The following is a 16,028-nucleotide window of genomic DNA, read 5'->3' on the forward strand; positions in this document are numbered from 1 at the left end:
GTAATGACAGGCCTGCAATTCACCCTAACGCTACCCGATGTTGATGACATCGCGGTAATCGACTTTACCCACCGCGAAGCGCTCTCCCAGCCGTTTGAACTGGTGCTTAACCTGGCCAGCCGCGACGGCAGCCTGGACGCTGCCGAGCTATTGGACCGCGAAGCATTGCTCACCATCTGGCAGGACGGCGAGCCGCTTCGCCGAGTGCACGGTATCGTCAGCGAGTTTGGCCGCGGCGACCGCGGCCACCGACGCACCTTCTACTCCCTGGTGCTGCGCCCCGCGCTCTGGCGGCTCTCGCTGCGCCACAACTCGCGTATCTTCCAGAAAGTCGACCCACTCACCATCATCAATACCCTGTGCGACGAGCGTGGCATCACCGATGTGGCTTTCGCCGTCACCCGTGAGCTGCCGGAGCGCGAATACTGCGTGCAGTACCGCGAGACCGACCTGGCGTTTATCGAGCGCCTGGCCGCCGAAGAGGGCCTGTTCTACTTTCATCTGTTTGATGAAAAAGGCGAAGAGAGCACTCACCGGCTGGTGTTCTCTGACGATCCCCAGGTACTTACAAGCCTGGGCGAGCGCACCTACCACAGCCGCGCCGGCGGCACTGCGCCCACGCGCCATGTGCGAAAACTCAGCCACACCGCCCGCGTGGCGGCGGCCACCGCCACGCTGAAAGACTACAGTTTCAAGAACCCGGCTTACGCCCAGCTGCACGAACACCTGGGCCGCGACGTGGAAGCCCACGGCCAGCAAGCCGACTACGAACACTTCGATTACCCCGGCCGCTACAAACAGGATGCCTCGGGCCAGCCGTTCACCCGTATCCGTCTGGAGCAGCTGCGCCGTGAAGCGATCACCGCGAGTGCTGAAAGCGACCTGCCGGAACTCGCTCCCGGCGTGCGCTTTCGCCTGACCGATCACGATACAGAAAGCCTTAATCGTGATTGGCAGGTAGTGGAAGTGCGCCACACGGGCGAACAGCCCCAGGCGCTGGAAGAAGATGGTATGACCCAGGCCGATGCCAACGGCATGACGCGTTACGTGAATCAGGTCACGCTCATGCCCGGCGACGCCCCCTGGCGCGCCACACCCAATCCCAAGCCCCGCGTGGACGGCCCTCAGGTCGCATTTGTGGTGGGCCCGGAAGGCGAAGAGATTCACTGTGATGAGCATGGCCGGGTAAAAGTCCAGTTCCCCTGGGACCGCTACGCCGAACCCAACGACACCGCTAGTTGCTGGGTGCGTGTGGCACAAGGCTGGGCCGGTGGCGGCTACGGCAGCATCGCGATACCGCGCATCGGCCATGAGGTGATTGTTTCTTTCCTCGAAGGCGACCCGGATCAGCCGCTGGTGACCGGGCGCACCTATCACGCCGTGAACACCGCGCCGTACCCGCTGCCCGAGCACAAGACCCGCACGGTGCTGCGCACCCAGAGCCACAAGGGCGAAGGCTTTAATGAGCTGCGCTTTGAAGACGAAGCGGGCGAAGAGCAGATCTGGCTGCACGCCCAGAAAGACCTGGAGCTTTTAACGCTTAACGACCGCACCGAAGAGATCCAGAACGACAGCCACCTCAAGGTGCATAACGACCGCATCAGCGAGATCGATAATGACGACCACCACACGGTGCACGGCAATCGCTACGGCAAGGTAGACGGCGATGACCACCTCACCGTGGACGGCACCCGCCATGAAAAGTTCGGCCAGGCGCAGCTGGTGGAAGCCGGACAGGAGATACACCACAAGGCCGGGATGAAGGTCGTGATTGAAGCCGGCGCCGAGATCACCCTGAAAGCCGGCGGCAGCTTCCTGAAAATCGACCCCAGCGGCGTCACCATTGTCGGCCCGCAGGTCAAGATCAACTCCGGTGGTAGCCCGGGTTCAGGGAGTGGCCAAGCCGCGCAAGCGCCGCAGTTACCGGGGCAGGCGGTCGCGGAGACGCATGAAGCGACCCCGCACGTGACTCATGAAGCACTACTGGAAGCATCTGCAGTAGAAGCCAGCATCGTGCAACTATGCCAAAAGCAAACCGATGGCAGTTGTCCCTTGGCTGACTGCCCGTGTCGGGGTGGGGCTAACTAATGCGTTACGCATTAAACCTACCTGAACCAAGGAATAATCGTTACTGGTTGGTTGATACGGCTAGCCTGCCCGAGGGCGAGGTGTTGCGCCGCTTTTACGCCATCACGGAGCAACCCATGTTCCGCTGGCTCTACGATGGCACGCCTTACCAAGTGGTGCGGGATAGCGGGCCGGTGCTTTTGGATATCACGCACGATGATAACGTCTGGCAGCATTATGGCTTCAAGTGGGTGGGACAAGCCGCATCAGTAGTGATCGATACCCCAGAATCGATTGATGAGATGCAAGAGCGTCTGGCTTCAGCGCTTACCATCCGCACGCTTGGAGGCGGAGTAGGACTACTGCGTTTTCATGAGCCTGCCCTTTTGCATCTACTGCTGGGCGAGGAACTGCTTTCACCTGCCAACTGCTTAGCACTGATGGGCGAGGACGCTTGCTGGCATTGGCCGCTATGCCAACGCGAGGGGGATGTCATTCATGAGCGCTATTACTCCATTAACAGTACAGGGACCGAGCCGAGCGAGGCATTAAAACTGGATAACATCACTCAGCAGCGGCTTGCAGGCTTGAGGCAGTTTTCACGGTTAACGGCACTGCTGGGAGATGCCTTACACCGTTTCGACCTGCTGCAAAGAGAAGAAGATATTACGTTTCTCTGGCGCGAGCTGGAACACTACTGGCACGCCACCTGGAAAGTCAGCCTGAAGCGTAAGCAAGCGGTTGAAAACGTAGAAAGTATGCTGGCGCGTAGTGATACGCTTGAACAGTTTGTCAACGAGTTGAGCGCGTACGCGAATGCCCCTCTCTCTGATGCGATGACACGATAAAGGACACAGGAATGCCACAGAACCACGCATGCAGCCCCAAGGCAATCTATCTGGAAATCACTGGCCATCATGAAGATAACGCTCAGAACGAATACTGGCTTTATCAGGGAGACGATGCCGTTGAGCGCCTGGTTGAAGGAGATGCGTCGGAGGGGCGTTTCGGACCCATTGTCGAGTCACAGAAAGAGTTTTTAGAAGAGGAGCTGGCAGACTACCGCCTAGTACAGAAGATAGGCGATATCGAGATACCGTTGCTTCAGGTAGAAGAAGTTTCTCAATGTGGCCTGATCCCCAAGCAACGGGCTTTTCAGCATAATCTGATGGTGTCGACCGTTCCTATGCTGTATCTCGACCACCATGAGTTGGCAGCAGGGCCTTGCCGTGGTGGTTTCATTTACGTATTTCTGCAGGGGCGGTTGATTCGTGAGTTGGTCGCATCCAGTCTCGTTAATGGCACATTACAATTTCTCGATAGCGATATTGCGGCCTACCGTGAGCAGGGCGAGGTACCGACAGTACGGGAGTTTTCAGGGCTTGCCTTGGCACACCTGCATTTACCGCTCAAGCTCAATGGCGAGACCGCCAATGTACGCTTGGCCTTCTCTGACCATCCCTGGCCTTGGGCGCATATTGAACAATTGGAAGCCAATCCAGACCTGATCGAAAAGCGTTGCCAGCCTCTAGCGCTGAACGAGTCCTCTGTTGCCGTCATGCTTCAAGGGCAGGGGCAAAACCTCTACCAGCACGGGCTTGAGGTCAATCGTGATGAATGTGCGGGCAAAGCCTGGTTGGACTGGTTGCCGCCCATGCGCGCCCGCGATGCCGTGTATGAGCAAGCGTGGGGCAGCCCACGCGACTATATTGAAGATCCTACTACAGAAGTTTGGAATGCACTGCTTGACCAGCTCGCCTCCGAGCGAGCCTTCTTCGATTCCGATGAGCAGGAAGCCACACTGCCGGATATCGATATGGCGAAAAAGCAGCGCAACTTCTCACCAGCGCTACGTGGCACGTTGCTGCAACAGTGGTGCAACCCCTTGCGCCCGGATGAGGAACAGGCCGAAGAAGCCCAGTTGGCGCTCATGCCAACACCGGCGGCCACAGGTGACTGTCTGGCGCCGTTACGCGATCAGAAGCTCTGCTGTATTTTCTTGCGTGACCCCAAGCAGGCAACCGAACACCTCATCGCCGATATACAGGCCAGTACCGAACTTTTGATGGTGCTGGCGGAAAGCATGAAATATCACCCCCATGGCGCTTCGGCGGAACTGGTGCATGCCAACTGCTTCATGGACAAAGGTCCTGATGGTGAAAACAATCCACGCTATCTTGATGACTGGCTGGATCGCCGATTGGATAGGAGCCGAGAAAGCCTGTTTTCACGGCTGACCAAAATCGAAGAGCGCCGCTTGGCGCGGTTACGACGCGATGAAGCGTTATCTGCACTGGCCGATCTATGGGACGATACCGCGCCGGGTGCCCTGGTTCACACACTGCACGATGCCATGCTGTTTGATGACATCAACCTGCTTGAGCCTTATGTCATCCTGGCCCGCAGTATTGATCTCCTGCTCAACGGAACTCAGCCGTTTGACCCGAAGGGAACAACCGACGAGCTGAGTGATTATCAATCACCTACGCGCTGTCGCTCGACCTTGGATACGTTGTATAAGGGCGAACATCTTGCCTCATCCCTGCTATTCGATCTTGAGTGGTGCAAAATAGAAAATGGTTGGGGGGAAGCCTATGCACGAGACCTGGATCGCATCACCCAGGCCTCGCAGCAGATACTTTCACAAGAAGCTAGCGCGGCCACGATGACGGCAGACGACCTACTGGCTCTGCAGAACCAACTTGTCGAAGAAGCCAATCCTACAGCAGGTATCATGCGCCAGTTGCTCAATGGTGCTGACGCCGTTGTTCTCAGCACACTCCCTCCGCTGATTGCTGCAATTCCCTGGCTTGAGCTTGGCCAGACTATGCATATAGATATTGCCACAGACTATGCTGAGTTAAAGGGCGCATTAGGAGGAGGCCTGTCGATCAAGGCAGAGCTGAGGGGAGGTAAAGTTGTTTGGCTCGCCCCTCACGATTTCCATGTAGTGACCACAGAAATGGCACAGGCCAGTGCTGCACTCCAGGCCACTGCTACCACCAATGCACTGGGTGGGAATGCCGTATCTTCGCCCGGAAGCCAGACCGTTCGCGTTACTGGCCGTGAAACGAGTGAGTGGCGTTTTTATGGGGCAAGAACCGGATATACAGCTTTCTGGGCAGTTCTGGTGGTACTAGAAATAATTAATGTATCGAAGAGTAGCGCGGATGCCATCACTGAGCCGAACATTGAGAGTATTGCAAAAATCGGTAGTGCTTCTGTTGATGTATTCCTTCTTAGTGCTCAGGGTCTTAAGCTGGCCAATAGCCAATGGGGCTGGGCCGTTAAGGTCAACAATGTTCTAGATTATAATTACACTAGTACAGATGGTTGGCGCCAAGCTATGGGGGAAGCTGGTCGAGTGCGCGGTTTCGCTACACTGATAGCAGGCTTATTGACCACCACCCTAGTGGCCAATGATGCCTATCAACTTGCCCAAAGAGGCGAGCATCGAGCTGCATGGTTGACCGGCGCTCAAGCCGCTACAATGGGAGTAGCTACTGTTTATGGTTCAGGCTTTGGTGAAGCCGCTGGGCGTATATCCAAAGCTCAGCTAACACGTTATCAGTTGCTTAATCGTGTGCTTGGCTGGATTGGTACATCAAGGCCCGTACCCATCACCGTAATTAGCCTGGCGGCCTCCGTTTTCTTTCAATACTTGGCAACCAATAGCCGCGATGACGGTTTCTCTCTCTGGGTACAGTATGGTCCGTTTGGCAGCCGCCGCGATGAGCTTGAAGGGCGCCTTGCGAAGCTCTCTGAGCAAGAAGATGACCAGGATTCAGTCACTATTCATAATTACCTGGAACAGTTAAGAAGAGGTAGTCCCCATCAGGCCTATCTTTACCTACTGCAGGGCTTGCATGATACCTATGCTGAACTGATATCTCCTCGAGCGTTAGCTGGCCGGTCTCCGCGCTTTGCGGACTGCGATATCGCGATCAAGTTCAGCTGCGCCGGGTTACGTTATGGCGAGTTCCAGCTTCCCCCATTAGGAGTTAGCGCTGACTACTTGGCACCAATACCTGATATGGGCTTCACCTATCAGTATTACCCTGTCGTAAAAGGGCAGCGTTTAGTAGCCTCGGCTGAGGCGGAAGATCCTGAAGATAAGGCTATCCGTTATCTGGGAATCAGTTTGCCCCGTGATTGGCGTCGCATGGGTATTCCCAGCTCGCATCTAGGTGTAGACCCACGCTGGTTGCGCAATAGCCATGGTCGTTTCCAGCATGAGCCGGATTACACACGGGAGTATCATCAGAAAGCTAGCTTGGTACGTCTATATCTTGACGACCTAACGGGCCAAGGCAGCATTCAGTTTTGGGATCGGGCCAGCAGAACCTATCGACCTATTGAGGACGAAATGACTTTTACAACACATCCCTCGGCATTGACTTGGGTATGGCAACAGCAGAGAGGCCGTTGATGAGTTTGCAAAACGAACCGTTAACGCCTCTGGAAGGCTATGCCGAAACCGCCTACCGTGCTGATGACATTCCCGAACAAAGCTATGCTCCCCAGAACGAGATGCTGCGCGGGCGTATTCTCGAAACCCGCCTGCCCTGGGGCAGTTATCTGGGAGTAAACCCAACTACCTATCAGTATTCGGAAAGTTGGTTTCAGGAGTACGAATATATTGGCGATGACTATCATGATCACACCATGATCAATGAGGGACGCTGGTCACAATATGTCGATGAGAACTTAGGCGCAATATATCGTATATGCCGTTTCCTGCTTTTTCTGTACTCCCATGGCTTTAGCTTTATTCTTCCTGGCGGGCGGCGGGCCGGCGGAGGGGTGATATTTACAAGCATCGCAATTTTTGCCTGTTTGATAGTAACGATAGGACAGCTTTTTGTTGAGGAACCTCAATTTCCTTTTGTACTTCTAGGTGTGCCGCTGAGCGTCACTGCATTATGTGGTTTTGCCACTCTCATTCTTTACTTTTGGGAAAAATACGAGCTTAGATTTTATAAAAGCAATCGTAACTGGACAGATGAACTGGCCTTCTGTCGTCGTACTGGTATAGTGAAGACGTCTAACGGAGACTTTCATTTTTATGAATTCGACGCTTATATCGAGATGACAGTAGGGACTCAAGGTTCTCAGTTCCACTCACTTAAGGTGATTCATCGCTACCCCCATCGCAGTCAACTACCGCATACCAAACACCCGTTGGAGTTTAGCTTTACCGTGGATGGGAGTATCGCCCAGCTATACGCTGCTTGGGATATGCTGCAGCGCTATATGGACGTTAGTCAGCCGCTACCCGATATCCCCCAGGTAGAGCCCTTCCGTCACCTCGACCCCACTACCAAAGCCTACGATGAGGCGGGTAAACGCGGCCGCCCCGCGGCTTACTGGCGCGATTTGTATGCCAATAGCAGCGCGGAAGAGCTCAAAGCACTGCGTGAAGCACACCGTGTTGAAGTCGATAGTGCTGCTTGGGGCGGTCGTCCGGATCTGATGGAGCTTTCGGTGCCCAACTACCGCGAAACCCGCAAAGGCGAGCCGGAAGACGTGAATGCCTTTGGCCGCTTCCCCTGGAAGGCCGGCGAGTTCGTTGATCGGCCGGACTCAGCGCCGCCTTCCGAGGAGGTAGCGAATCGTCAGAATAACGACGACACTGCACGCTAATACCCATAGCGCCAAACGTATATTGATTATCTGCCGGGGAGAGGGTGTACACGCTTTCCTCGGGAATAGTTTGAATAGGATCAAGCAGGGCCGCCGCCGATGAGCTTGCAAAACGAACCGCTAACGCCAGTGGAAGGCTACGAAGAAACCGCCTACCGCGCCAATGCTATTCCTGAGCAGAGTTATGCCCCTCAAAACGAGATGTTGCGCGGGCGCATACTAGAAACCCGTCTGCCTTGGGGCAGTTATCTAGGTATAAACCCTACTACTTATCAATACTCTGATCTTTGGTTTCGGGAGTATCAATATATCGGCGATGATTATCATGACTACACCATGATCAACGAGTCACGTTGGTCTAAACGAGTCGATGAAGATGTCAACGATCTGTACCGAATCGCTAGGTTCTTTTTTGTTATTTTCTCTCATGGCTTTAGTTTTAAGGGGGGGGGGGATGGTTTATTTTTGGTGTAACTGCTGTTTGTACTCTTTTATTCATATTTGCAGCTGATACATTACTTCAGGCGTTTACTCCCTTAGCCATTGTAACTGCGGTTTGCGGCACTGCAACTCTTCTACGCCAGCTTTGGGAAAAGCATGAGATAAAATTTTATAAAGGCAATCGCAACTGGTCGGATAATTATGCTTTCTGTCGGCGCACCGGCATGGTCAAGACATTTCGAGGGATCTTTCCTTTTTACGAGTTTGATGCTTATATCGAGATGACTGTAGGCACTCAGGGCTCGCAGTTCCATTCCCTTAAATTAATTCATCGTTACCCTCATCGCAGTCCAGACTCCTTTTCTAAGCGCCCACTGGAGTTTAGTTTTACGGTGGATGGCAGTATCACCCAGCTATACGCCGCTTGGGATATGCTGCAGCGCTATATGGATGTCAGTCAGCCATTGCCCGATATTCCCCAAGTTGAACCCTTCCGTCACCTCGATCCGACCACCAAGGCCTATGATGAGGCGGGAAAACGTGGTCGCCCTGCTAACTACTGGCGCGATTTATATGCCAATAGCAGCACGGAAGAGCTTAAGACGCTGCGCGAGGCGCACCGCGCCGAGGTGGACAGCACCCTTTGGGGTGGGCGTCCAGACTTAATGGAACTCTCCGTGCCCAACTACCGCGAAACCCGCAAGGGCGAACCAGAAGACGTTAACGCCTTTGGCCGCTTTCCCTGGAAGGCAGGCAAGTTCGTTGACCGCCCGGAAGCAGCGCCGCCTTCCCAGGAGGTAGCGAATCGTCAGAATAACGACGACACTGCACGCTAATACCCATAGCGCCAAACGTATATTGATTATCTGCCGGGGAGAGGGTGTACACGCTTTCCTCGGGAATAGTTTGAATAGGATCAAGCAGGGCCGCCGCCGATGAGCTTGCAAAACGAACCGCTAACGCCAGTGGAAGGCTATGCCGAAACCGTTTACCGTGCTGATGAAATCCCCGAACAAAGCTATGCTCCCCAGAACGAGATGCTGCGCGGACGTATTCTCGAAACCCGCCTGCCTTGGGGAAGCTATCTACATGTAAGCCCAACCACTCATCAATACTCGGAAAGCTGGTTTCGAGAGTACGAGTATATGGGAAGTGATTATCACGATCATACTATGATCAACGAGAAGCGCTGGTCAAAGCGGGTTGATGAAAATATTGGTATGACTTATCGCTTGATACGCTTTATCTTTGTTATTTACTCTCATGGATTTAGCTTTATTAGAGCTGGAGGGGGGGTGGGCGGTGGATGGATGTTTACTGGTATAGTTGCATTTGGAACCCCGCTATTCATCTTTGCTGCGGATATATGGATACAAGGGCTTATACCTCTTGCCATTGTATCGGCTTTTTGTGGGGGAGCCACGCTTCTTCTTCAACTTTGGGAAAAGCACGAATTAAAATTCTATAAAGGCAACCGTAATTGGTCGGACGATTATGCTTTTTGTCGGCGTACGGGCATGGTCAAATCCTCTCGAGGTAATTTTCCTTTCTACGAGTTTGATGCCTATATCGAAATGCGAGTGGGTACTCAAGGCTCACATTTCCATTCGTTCAAACTGATCCATCGCTACCCTCATCGCAGTCAACAGCCTCATACCAAAGATCCACTGGAGTTTAGTTTTACTGTGGATGGCAGCATTGCTCAGCTCTATGCCGCCTGGGATATGCTGCAGCGCTATATGGATGTCTCCCAGCCATTGCCAGATATTTCCCAGGTGGAGCCCTTCCGTCACCTCGACCCCACTACTAAGGTCTATGACGAAGCAGATAAGCGTGGCCGCCCCGCGACTTACTGGCGAGATTTGTATGCCAATAGCAGCGCGGAAGAGCTCAAAGCACTGCGCGATACGCATCGCGCCGAGGTGGATGCTACCCACTGGGGCGGCCGCCCGGATCTGATGGAGCTTTCAGTACCTAACTACCGCGAGACCCGCAAGGGCGAACCAGAAGACGTGAATGCCTTTGGCCGTTTCCCCTGGAAGGCAGGCAAGTTCATTGATCGCCCGGCATCAGCGCCGCCTTCCGAGGATGTGTCGAAACATCAGAATAACGACGACACTGTACGCTAATGGCGGTTGCGGTAAGCTTTCATTGATTACTTTCGGACTCCGCTAATGTTAACTGGCATGATATTGGTATTGGCGGCCGAATCATTGTAGCTCCAGCCACCCGCAACGACTAAGTATCTAATGGTAAAAAAGACATACACCATAGCGTTTTCCGATCCAATATCGGGCCTGCCCCAACGGGCTGGTGATGTTAAGCCTTTTCCTGGTGGCAAGGTAAGCTATTTGTCGCCGACTCCCTTGCCTATCGGAACAGCCCCCTTGGATTTTAATCAGGCCATTGGTGAAGTCAACGATGCCTATCTAGATTTCGGAGGCAGTCTTCCTACTCCCTTCACTTGGCAGTTTACGTTAGGCATACCCTTTATAGGTTTTTTAATGTTGGTTTTTGTTATTCCAATGTTGGGGGGGGGGCTAATGTGGATAATAGGGAAGGATATCGCACTATTTTACGCAGGGATTGCTGGGCTCTTTAATGAGGTATTTGCTCAAGCCGTAGTGTTCTCGACATTGGTATTACTATTAGCCTTAGTGATTAAAGCCCACTACCACTTCAAGTTCCGTGAGGCTGTGCCCACCCGTTTTCATCGCCAGCGCCGTGAGGTCGCCTTTGCACCGGGAGGCGGCAAACCGCCCATCATCGTGCCCTGGGAAAACGTGGCAGCCTGGGTGACTCAAGCGCAGGGGGTAACGCAATATGGTGTGCAGCGTCAGTATGGCTTAGGGGTCGGCTTTATCGAACCTGAAACCGGACAGCAACACTTTATTGAATTATCACAGCCCGGCATGCCATTGGCCTTAGGGCTTTGGGAAGCGGTGCGGGCTTACATGGAGTACGAGGTCAACACTCGGGAAGAAATTCAAGATCCCCACGGCCTGCATCGCCCCGGTGATCCGCCCTACGAGGGCGTACACACCTTCCATAATGCCCGGCGCCGGTTGCACCGCCGCTACCGCGAGGGCGAGATAGGTCTGTTCGCGGTCACTATGTGGTACCTGTGGCACATTCTCGACCTATGGACGATTCCCTTCCATCTGGCGGAATGGGAAATACGCGTTATCCAAAAGGCCGGACAGAAGACGTTACCGGCGAGCCTTGATGAGTGGTCAAAACCCCTGGCCGAAGAGCAGTGGGCCAAGCCCAGTGAAGAGCTGACGCGCCTATCAAAAGAAGTCAAACATCGCCATGCGCAACAACCCAACCGGCCTATTACAGCAATCTTCGCCGAGGTCTATGCCGAGGAAACGTCACTCACAGCTTGAATCAAACCTCATAAAAGATATGCCATCGGTTCAATCAACAATGGGAGCAACGTGACGTCAGGTGAAAAAATGGCAGTATGGCTCCAAAAAACGGTATCGCTCCTAAAGTGATTGAATGTAAACCGAATGTTTAAAACGACTCCCAACAAAGCGCTGCCCCCTATGCGGGCTGGCGAGCGGGAAAGCCGAGCCGGGGGTGAGCAGTACTGCCTAAGCCCGTTGCCGCTACCGGTGGAGAGCGATTACGCCGTGGATGTGGCCCATATCGATGTGCGCCACGATGAATCCACCATGGATATTCGCCAGGGTGCTAGCCCAGACAGTATGATGACGGCTGGGCATATGTTAAGTGGTTTAACGCTATTTATGAGCGGCTTTGGCTTACTGCTGTTAATGATAGCGATTGCCAAAAATTCTTTATACAACATGGTGCTTATCGCATGGGGGGGTGGGCTGTATTTTTCATTTCTATTTGTATTTACCCTAGCGATCCTCTGGCTCAATACGTTATTCAAGCGTATGCCGCCCATTCGCTTGAACCGTCAGCGCCGGGAAGTGGCTTTTGTGGTGGATCCTCCAGGGCGCTTCTGGCTGCCTGCCCCTCACAATCTTTGGCTAGCGTCGACGGCCAGCTTTGCAGTAAATATTTCTGGGTTCATGGGCCTCATTGAAATAGGCGAGTGGCTGCGTGGGGCGCGAGAGGGGTTTCCCTTCGGTTTTCTGCTGATGCATGTGGGTGGGTTCGCTTTTTTCTTTGTATATCCGCCTCTTTACGATCTCATCTGCCGACTCTGCAAGCGCGAGCGCCGCACGGTACTAGTGCCTTGGGAAGACGTGGTGGCAGTCTGTGGTTTCAACCCCAGCTTGGGGCCAGGGGCGATCACCGGTTTTGGCTGGAACTTTGCGCTACTGCCCCCAGACCCAGAGCGGCCAGGCTACACCTTGCCTGGTGCGGGCATCATCGTTAGCGTGGGCGGGCTGCCGGGGGCGCTGTCCCAGTGGGAGTACATTCGTCGCTTTATGGAAGAAGGCACCGAGGCCGTTACTCCCGCCGCCCGGGAGTGGGGCGTGGAGTGGTATGACGCCTATGTAGCCCGTGAAAAAGCCGAATGCGAACGCACTAACGACATGGCCCGCTGGCGGCGCTTTCGGCGTAAGCGTATTTGGGAACATACCCGTTTTGCTCACTGGTACACCGAGTACCGCATGAAACATATCCTGCCCAAAGCAGTGCCCAGCGACTGGCTGGCGGAGTGGTCGACACCCTTGCCAAAGGCGGAGTGGGCTGCGCCGTCCAGTGAGATAGTCGAGCTCAGTAAACACCTACGGGCCGCCTACCAGCGTGGCGAGAAATTTATCGAGATGGGTGATATTGAAAAACATTTTGGAGTAGCGGCACCTACAGCTAATCAAAAGGCTTATCCCACCTTTCCCTTTAGAGCAAATGCTCAATCGGTGTGAAAAAGCGGAGGAGTGACGTTAATTTCTGACGTTTCTGCCCACCCTTCATCCGCACCTGCCGGGAGCAGCTGCGACGCCATCACTGCCAGCGCCGAAAGCGACCTGCCCGAGCTCGCTCCCGGCTCTTCGTTTATTCGTACCGATCACGACAGCATGAGTTTTAACCGCAACTGGCAGGTCAAAGAGCGCCATGCCCAACAGCCCAACCGGCCCATTACGGCCATTTTCGCTGAGGTCTACGGCGAGGAAACGACACTCTCAGCTTAGCGAGCCGGTAGCTTTTCTTGCTGTGCATCGTCAAACTCACGAACTCAGCTTTAAGGTGGGCAATACAAGGTAGTGCTCAACGAAATATTCAAGCGGCTATGTAAGCTGGCAATGGATCGTCCCGCTTCAATCATGGCGCTAGTGTAGCCATCCCTTCCATGAAGAGGCGCCAAGCGCAGCCTGGAAACTCACACTTAATGTTGACTAACCTTCTATAGTGTTCCTTAACGAAGCCAAGCGGTTATTCATTTTGACTATCCCTTGGTGACGTCAACGCATCAACAAAGGGATTAGTGAATGCGAAACACCTACCGACACCAGACATTTACGGAGCAGGCGCTCATTGTATTAGCGCTGGGGGCCATCGCATTAATGCTGTGGAAAATTGTGGGTCTACTCATCTTGATTTTTGGTGCGGTGGTGGGGGCTGCGGTGCTGCAAACCTGCATGATCCCCCTGCTGCGGTTGGGCGCGCCCAGATGGCTTGCGCTGTTAACCGTTATTATCGGATTGGTAGTGGTGCTGGGACTGATCAGTTGGGCGTTTGGGGCGCAGGTATCTGCGGAACTGGAATCATTAGTCAGCCTGTTACCCAATGCCTGGGAGCAGCTTCAGGAACGTCTTGAAGGCTCACAGCTGGCGCCTTTGGTGAATGATGCGGCTGACCGGGCAGGCGACATGTTTGGCAACGGCCTGTCCCAAGTGGGAATGATCGTGGTGTCTATGGGCGGCAGTATTGTTAGCTTTTTCGCGCTGATTGTTGGCATGATCTATTTTGCTGCCCAGCCGAGTGTCTATCGGCGCGGCTTGCTGCTGCTGGCACCGATCAAGAGCCGGCCCAAGTTGGCGGACGCGCTGGACGAGAGCGGCAGGGCGCTGCGTTTTTGGCTTGGCGGGCAATTAGTGGCCATGGTGGTAACCGGGCTATTGGTGGGGGTCAGTATGTGGCTATTAGGCGTGCCCGCCCCGCTTGGTTTAGGGCTTGTGGCCGGCCTGTTGGATTTTGTGCCGCTGGTGGGGCCGTTGATCGCGGCTATCCCCGCGCTGTTGCTTGCCTTTACGGTGAGCCCTCAGACCACGCTGTTTGTGCTTATTGCGTATACGATCATTCAGCAAATAGAAGGGAATATCCTGCAGCCTCTGGTGCAACAGCGCGCCGTTCACTTGCCCCCGGCATTGCTGCTGTTTTCATTGTTCGCGGCAAGCACGCTATTTGGTTTGGCAGGCTTATTGCTCGCAGCACCGCTTACCGTCGTGGTCTTCGTGCTGCTGAATCGCTTATACGTTACCCGAGAGCAGGACGCGAGCTAGTTAGATAGAAACGTAATAACTAGCGGCTGATAAATACTTTTACGTTCTATACCGACAGCGTTAAGCTGTGCATCATTATCCATACTGACCGAAAGCGCCTGTTCCTTAACAGGCGCTTTTGGCATTGCTAAAGGTGAATGTATGTCTACAGCGACGATGACTGCGCCTCAGAGCTACCGTGTGCCCCTCATCGCCATGGCGGCGATCGTGCTCGGCGCACTGCTGATCGGGGTGGTGTTTGAGGCCAATACGGGCCTGCTGATGATTGTGGGTGGGCTGTTTGGCATGGTGCTTTATCATGCCGCGTTCGGCTTCACGTCAGCGTGGCGGGTGTTTATCACCGAGCGTCGCGGGCGTGGGCTGCGGGCGCAGATGGTGATGCTGGCGATTGCCGTGGTGCTGTTTTTTCCAGCATTAGGCGCAGGTAGCCTGTTTGGTAATGAGGTCTCGGGCTTTGTCGCACCGATTGGAATCTCCGTACTGGTGGGGGCGTTCTTATTCGGGCTGGGGATGCAATTAGGTGGCGGCTGCGCCTCTGGCACGCTATTCACTGCAGGCGGTGGCAACGCAAGAATGCTGATGACGTTAGTGTTCTTTATTGTCGGGTCGGTGATTGGGTCGGCGCATTTTGCCTGGTGGCAGAGCTTGCCTGCCTTTCAGCCGGTATCGCTGGTTAATGTCGTTGGGGTAAGCGGCGGCATTGCGATCAGTTTGGTGCTGTTTGCGGCGATTGCGGTGTTTACCTGGATCATGGAAAAACGCCGTCATGGTCACCTTGAACAGGCGCCTGAGGTGGCTAAACATGGCTATGAGCGTTGGTTAACGGGCCCTTGGCCGTTAGTGGCCGGTGCGGTGGCGCTGGCGCTACTGAATTTTGTCACCCTGGCATTGGCTGGCCGCCCGTGGGGAATTACCTCCGCGTTTGCGCTATGGGGCGCGAAAGGCTTTGAGCTGGTCGGCGGTGATGTAAGCCAGTGGGGATACTGGCAGTCTCCTGGCAATGCGGCGGCGCTGGAAGCCAGCGTATGGAGTGACATTACTACCGTCATGAACGTGGGGATTATGCTGGGCGCACTGGCCGCGGCTAGCTTGGCCGGACGGTTTGCGCCTAATTTTAAAATTCCGTTGAAATCGCTGTTGGCGGCAGTGATTGGTGGCTTACTGCTTGGGTATGGGGCACGGCTTGCGTATGGCTGCAACATTGGCGCGTACTTCAGCGGTATCGCGTCAGGCAGCTTACATGGCTGGGTGTGGCTGGTCGCCGCTTTCGCAGGCAACATGTTGGGCGTGAAATTGCGGCCGTTTTTCTTTGATGGCGTGGAGGGGCGTAAACCCGTCGCCAAAACAAGCTAATTGTGACGCAACTGCTAGAGTAAAGTGATGACGCCTCGGTTTTAAGCCTCTTAAACCGAGGCGTTTTTCATTGCTTCTCGACATGTCTCTTCCACC

The 16,028-nt window shown here is 54.4% G+C and carries 12 protein-coding genes; all 12 read left to right on the forward strand.

Going from position 1 to position 16,028, the window contains the following annotated elements; all coding sequences use genetic code 11:
* The first annotated feature begins 3 nt into the window (after positions 1–3).
* The 12 genes from ACFFLD_RS03865 to ACFFLD_RS03920 all read left to right on the forward strand — a co-directional run bounded on the left by ACFFLD_RS03865 (position 4) and on the right by ACFFLD_RS03920 (position 15,932).
* Positions 4–2,088: a type VI secretion system Vgr family protein gene (locus ACFFLD_RS03865; RefSeq protein WP_386036467.1), complete on the forward strand. Its 2,085-nt coding sequence runs from the start codon at positions 4–6 to the stop codon at positions 2,086–2,088.
* On the forward strand, positions 2,088–2,915 hold the full coding sequence (locus ACFFLD_RS03870; RefSeq protein ID WP_386036464.1) for a DUF4123 domain-containing protein: 828 nt from the start codon (positions 2,088–2,090) through the stop codon (positions 2,913–2,915). Before ACFFLD_RS03865 ends, ACFFLD_RS03870 begins: the two co-directional genes overlap by 1 nt.
* Positions 2,916–2,926: 11 nt before the next feature.
* Complete coding sequence (locus ACFFLD_RS03875; protein ID WP_386036461.1) at positions 2,927–6,496, forward strand: hypothetical protein; 3,570 nt, start codon at positions 2,927–2,929, stop codon at positions 6,494–6,496.
* Positions 6,496–7,710 (forward strand): hypothetical protein, encoded by a 1,215-nt coding sequence (locus ACFFLD_RS03880; protein WP_386036458.1) that lies wholly within the window; start codon positions 6,496–6,498, stop codon positions 7,708–7,710. The genes ACFFLD_RS03875 and ACFFLD_RS03880 overlap by 1 nt, the downstream gene beginning before the upstream one ends.
* 99 nt (positions 7,711–7,809) lie before the next feature.
* Entirely contained in the window at positions 7,810–8,184 is a 375-nt protein-coding gene (locus ACFFLD_RS03885) for a hypothetical protein (protein WP_386036455.1), read from the forward strand.
* A 191-nt stretch (positions 8,185–8,375) separates the two neighbouring features.
* Entirely contained in the window at positions 8,376–8,987 is a 612-nt protein-coding gene (locus tag ACFFLD_RS03890; RefSeq protein ID WP_386036452.1) for a hypothetical protein, read from the forward strand.
* Positions 8,988–9,086: 99 nt separating this feature from the next.
* Positions 9,087–10,280, forward strand: coding sequence for a hypothetical protein (locus tag ACFFLD_RS03895; protein WP_386036449.1), 1,194 nt, complete (start codon positions 9,087–9,089; stop codon positions 10,278–10,280).
* Between the two features lie 222 nt (positions 10,281–10,502).
* The gene (locus ACFFLD_RS03900; protein ID WP_386036446.1) at positions 10,503–11,540 is read left to right on the forward strand and encodes a hypothetical protein; all 1,038 of its coding nucleotides are present in this window, start codon (positions 10,503–10,505) and stop codon (positions 11,538–11,540) included.
* A 126-nt stretch (positions 11,541–11,666) separates the two neighbouring features.
* Positions 11,667–13,001: a hypothetical protein gene (locus tag ACFFLD_RS03905; protein WP_386036443.1), complete on the forward strand. Its 1,335-nt coding sequence runs from the start codon at positions 11,667–11,669 to the stop codon at positions 12,999–13,001.
* Positions 13,002–13,013: 12 nt separating this feature from the next.
* On the forward strand, positions 13,014–13,268 hold the full coding sequence (locus tag ACFFLD_RS03910) for a hypothetical protein (protein ID WP_386036440.1): 255 nt from the start codon (positions 13,014–13,016) through the stop codon (positions 13,266–13,268).
* Between the two features lie 297 nt (positions 13,269–13,565).
* Entirely contained in the window at positions 13,566–14,579 is a 1,014-nt protein-coding gene (locus ACFFLD_RS03915; protein WP_386036437.1) for an AI-2E family transporter, read from the forward strand.
* Between the two features lie 141 nt (positions 14,580–14,720).
* Positions 14,721–15,932, forward strand: a complete 1,212-nt coding sequence (locus tag ACFFLD_RS03920) for a YeeE/YedE family protein (RefSeq protein ID WP_386036434.1) — start codon at positions 14,721–14,723, stop codon at positions 15,930–15,932.
* Positions 15,933–16,028: the final 96 nt, after the last annotated feature.

It is taken from the genome of Vreelandella sulfidaeris, assembly GCF_042429665.1.
Taxonomy (GTDB): domain Bacteria; phylum Pseudomonadota; class Gammaproteobacteria; order Pseudomonadales; family Halomonadaceae; genus Vreelandella.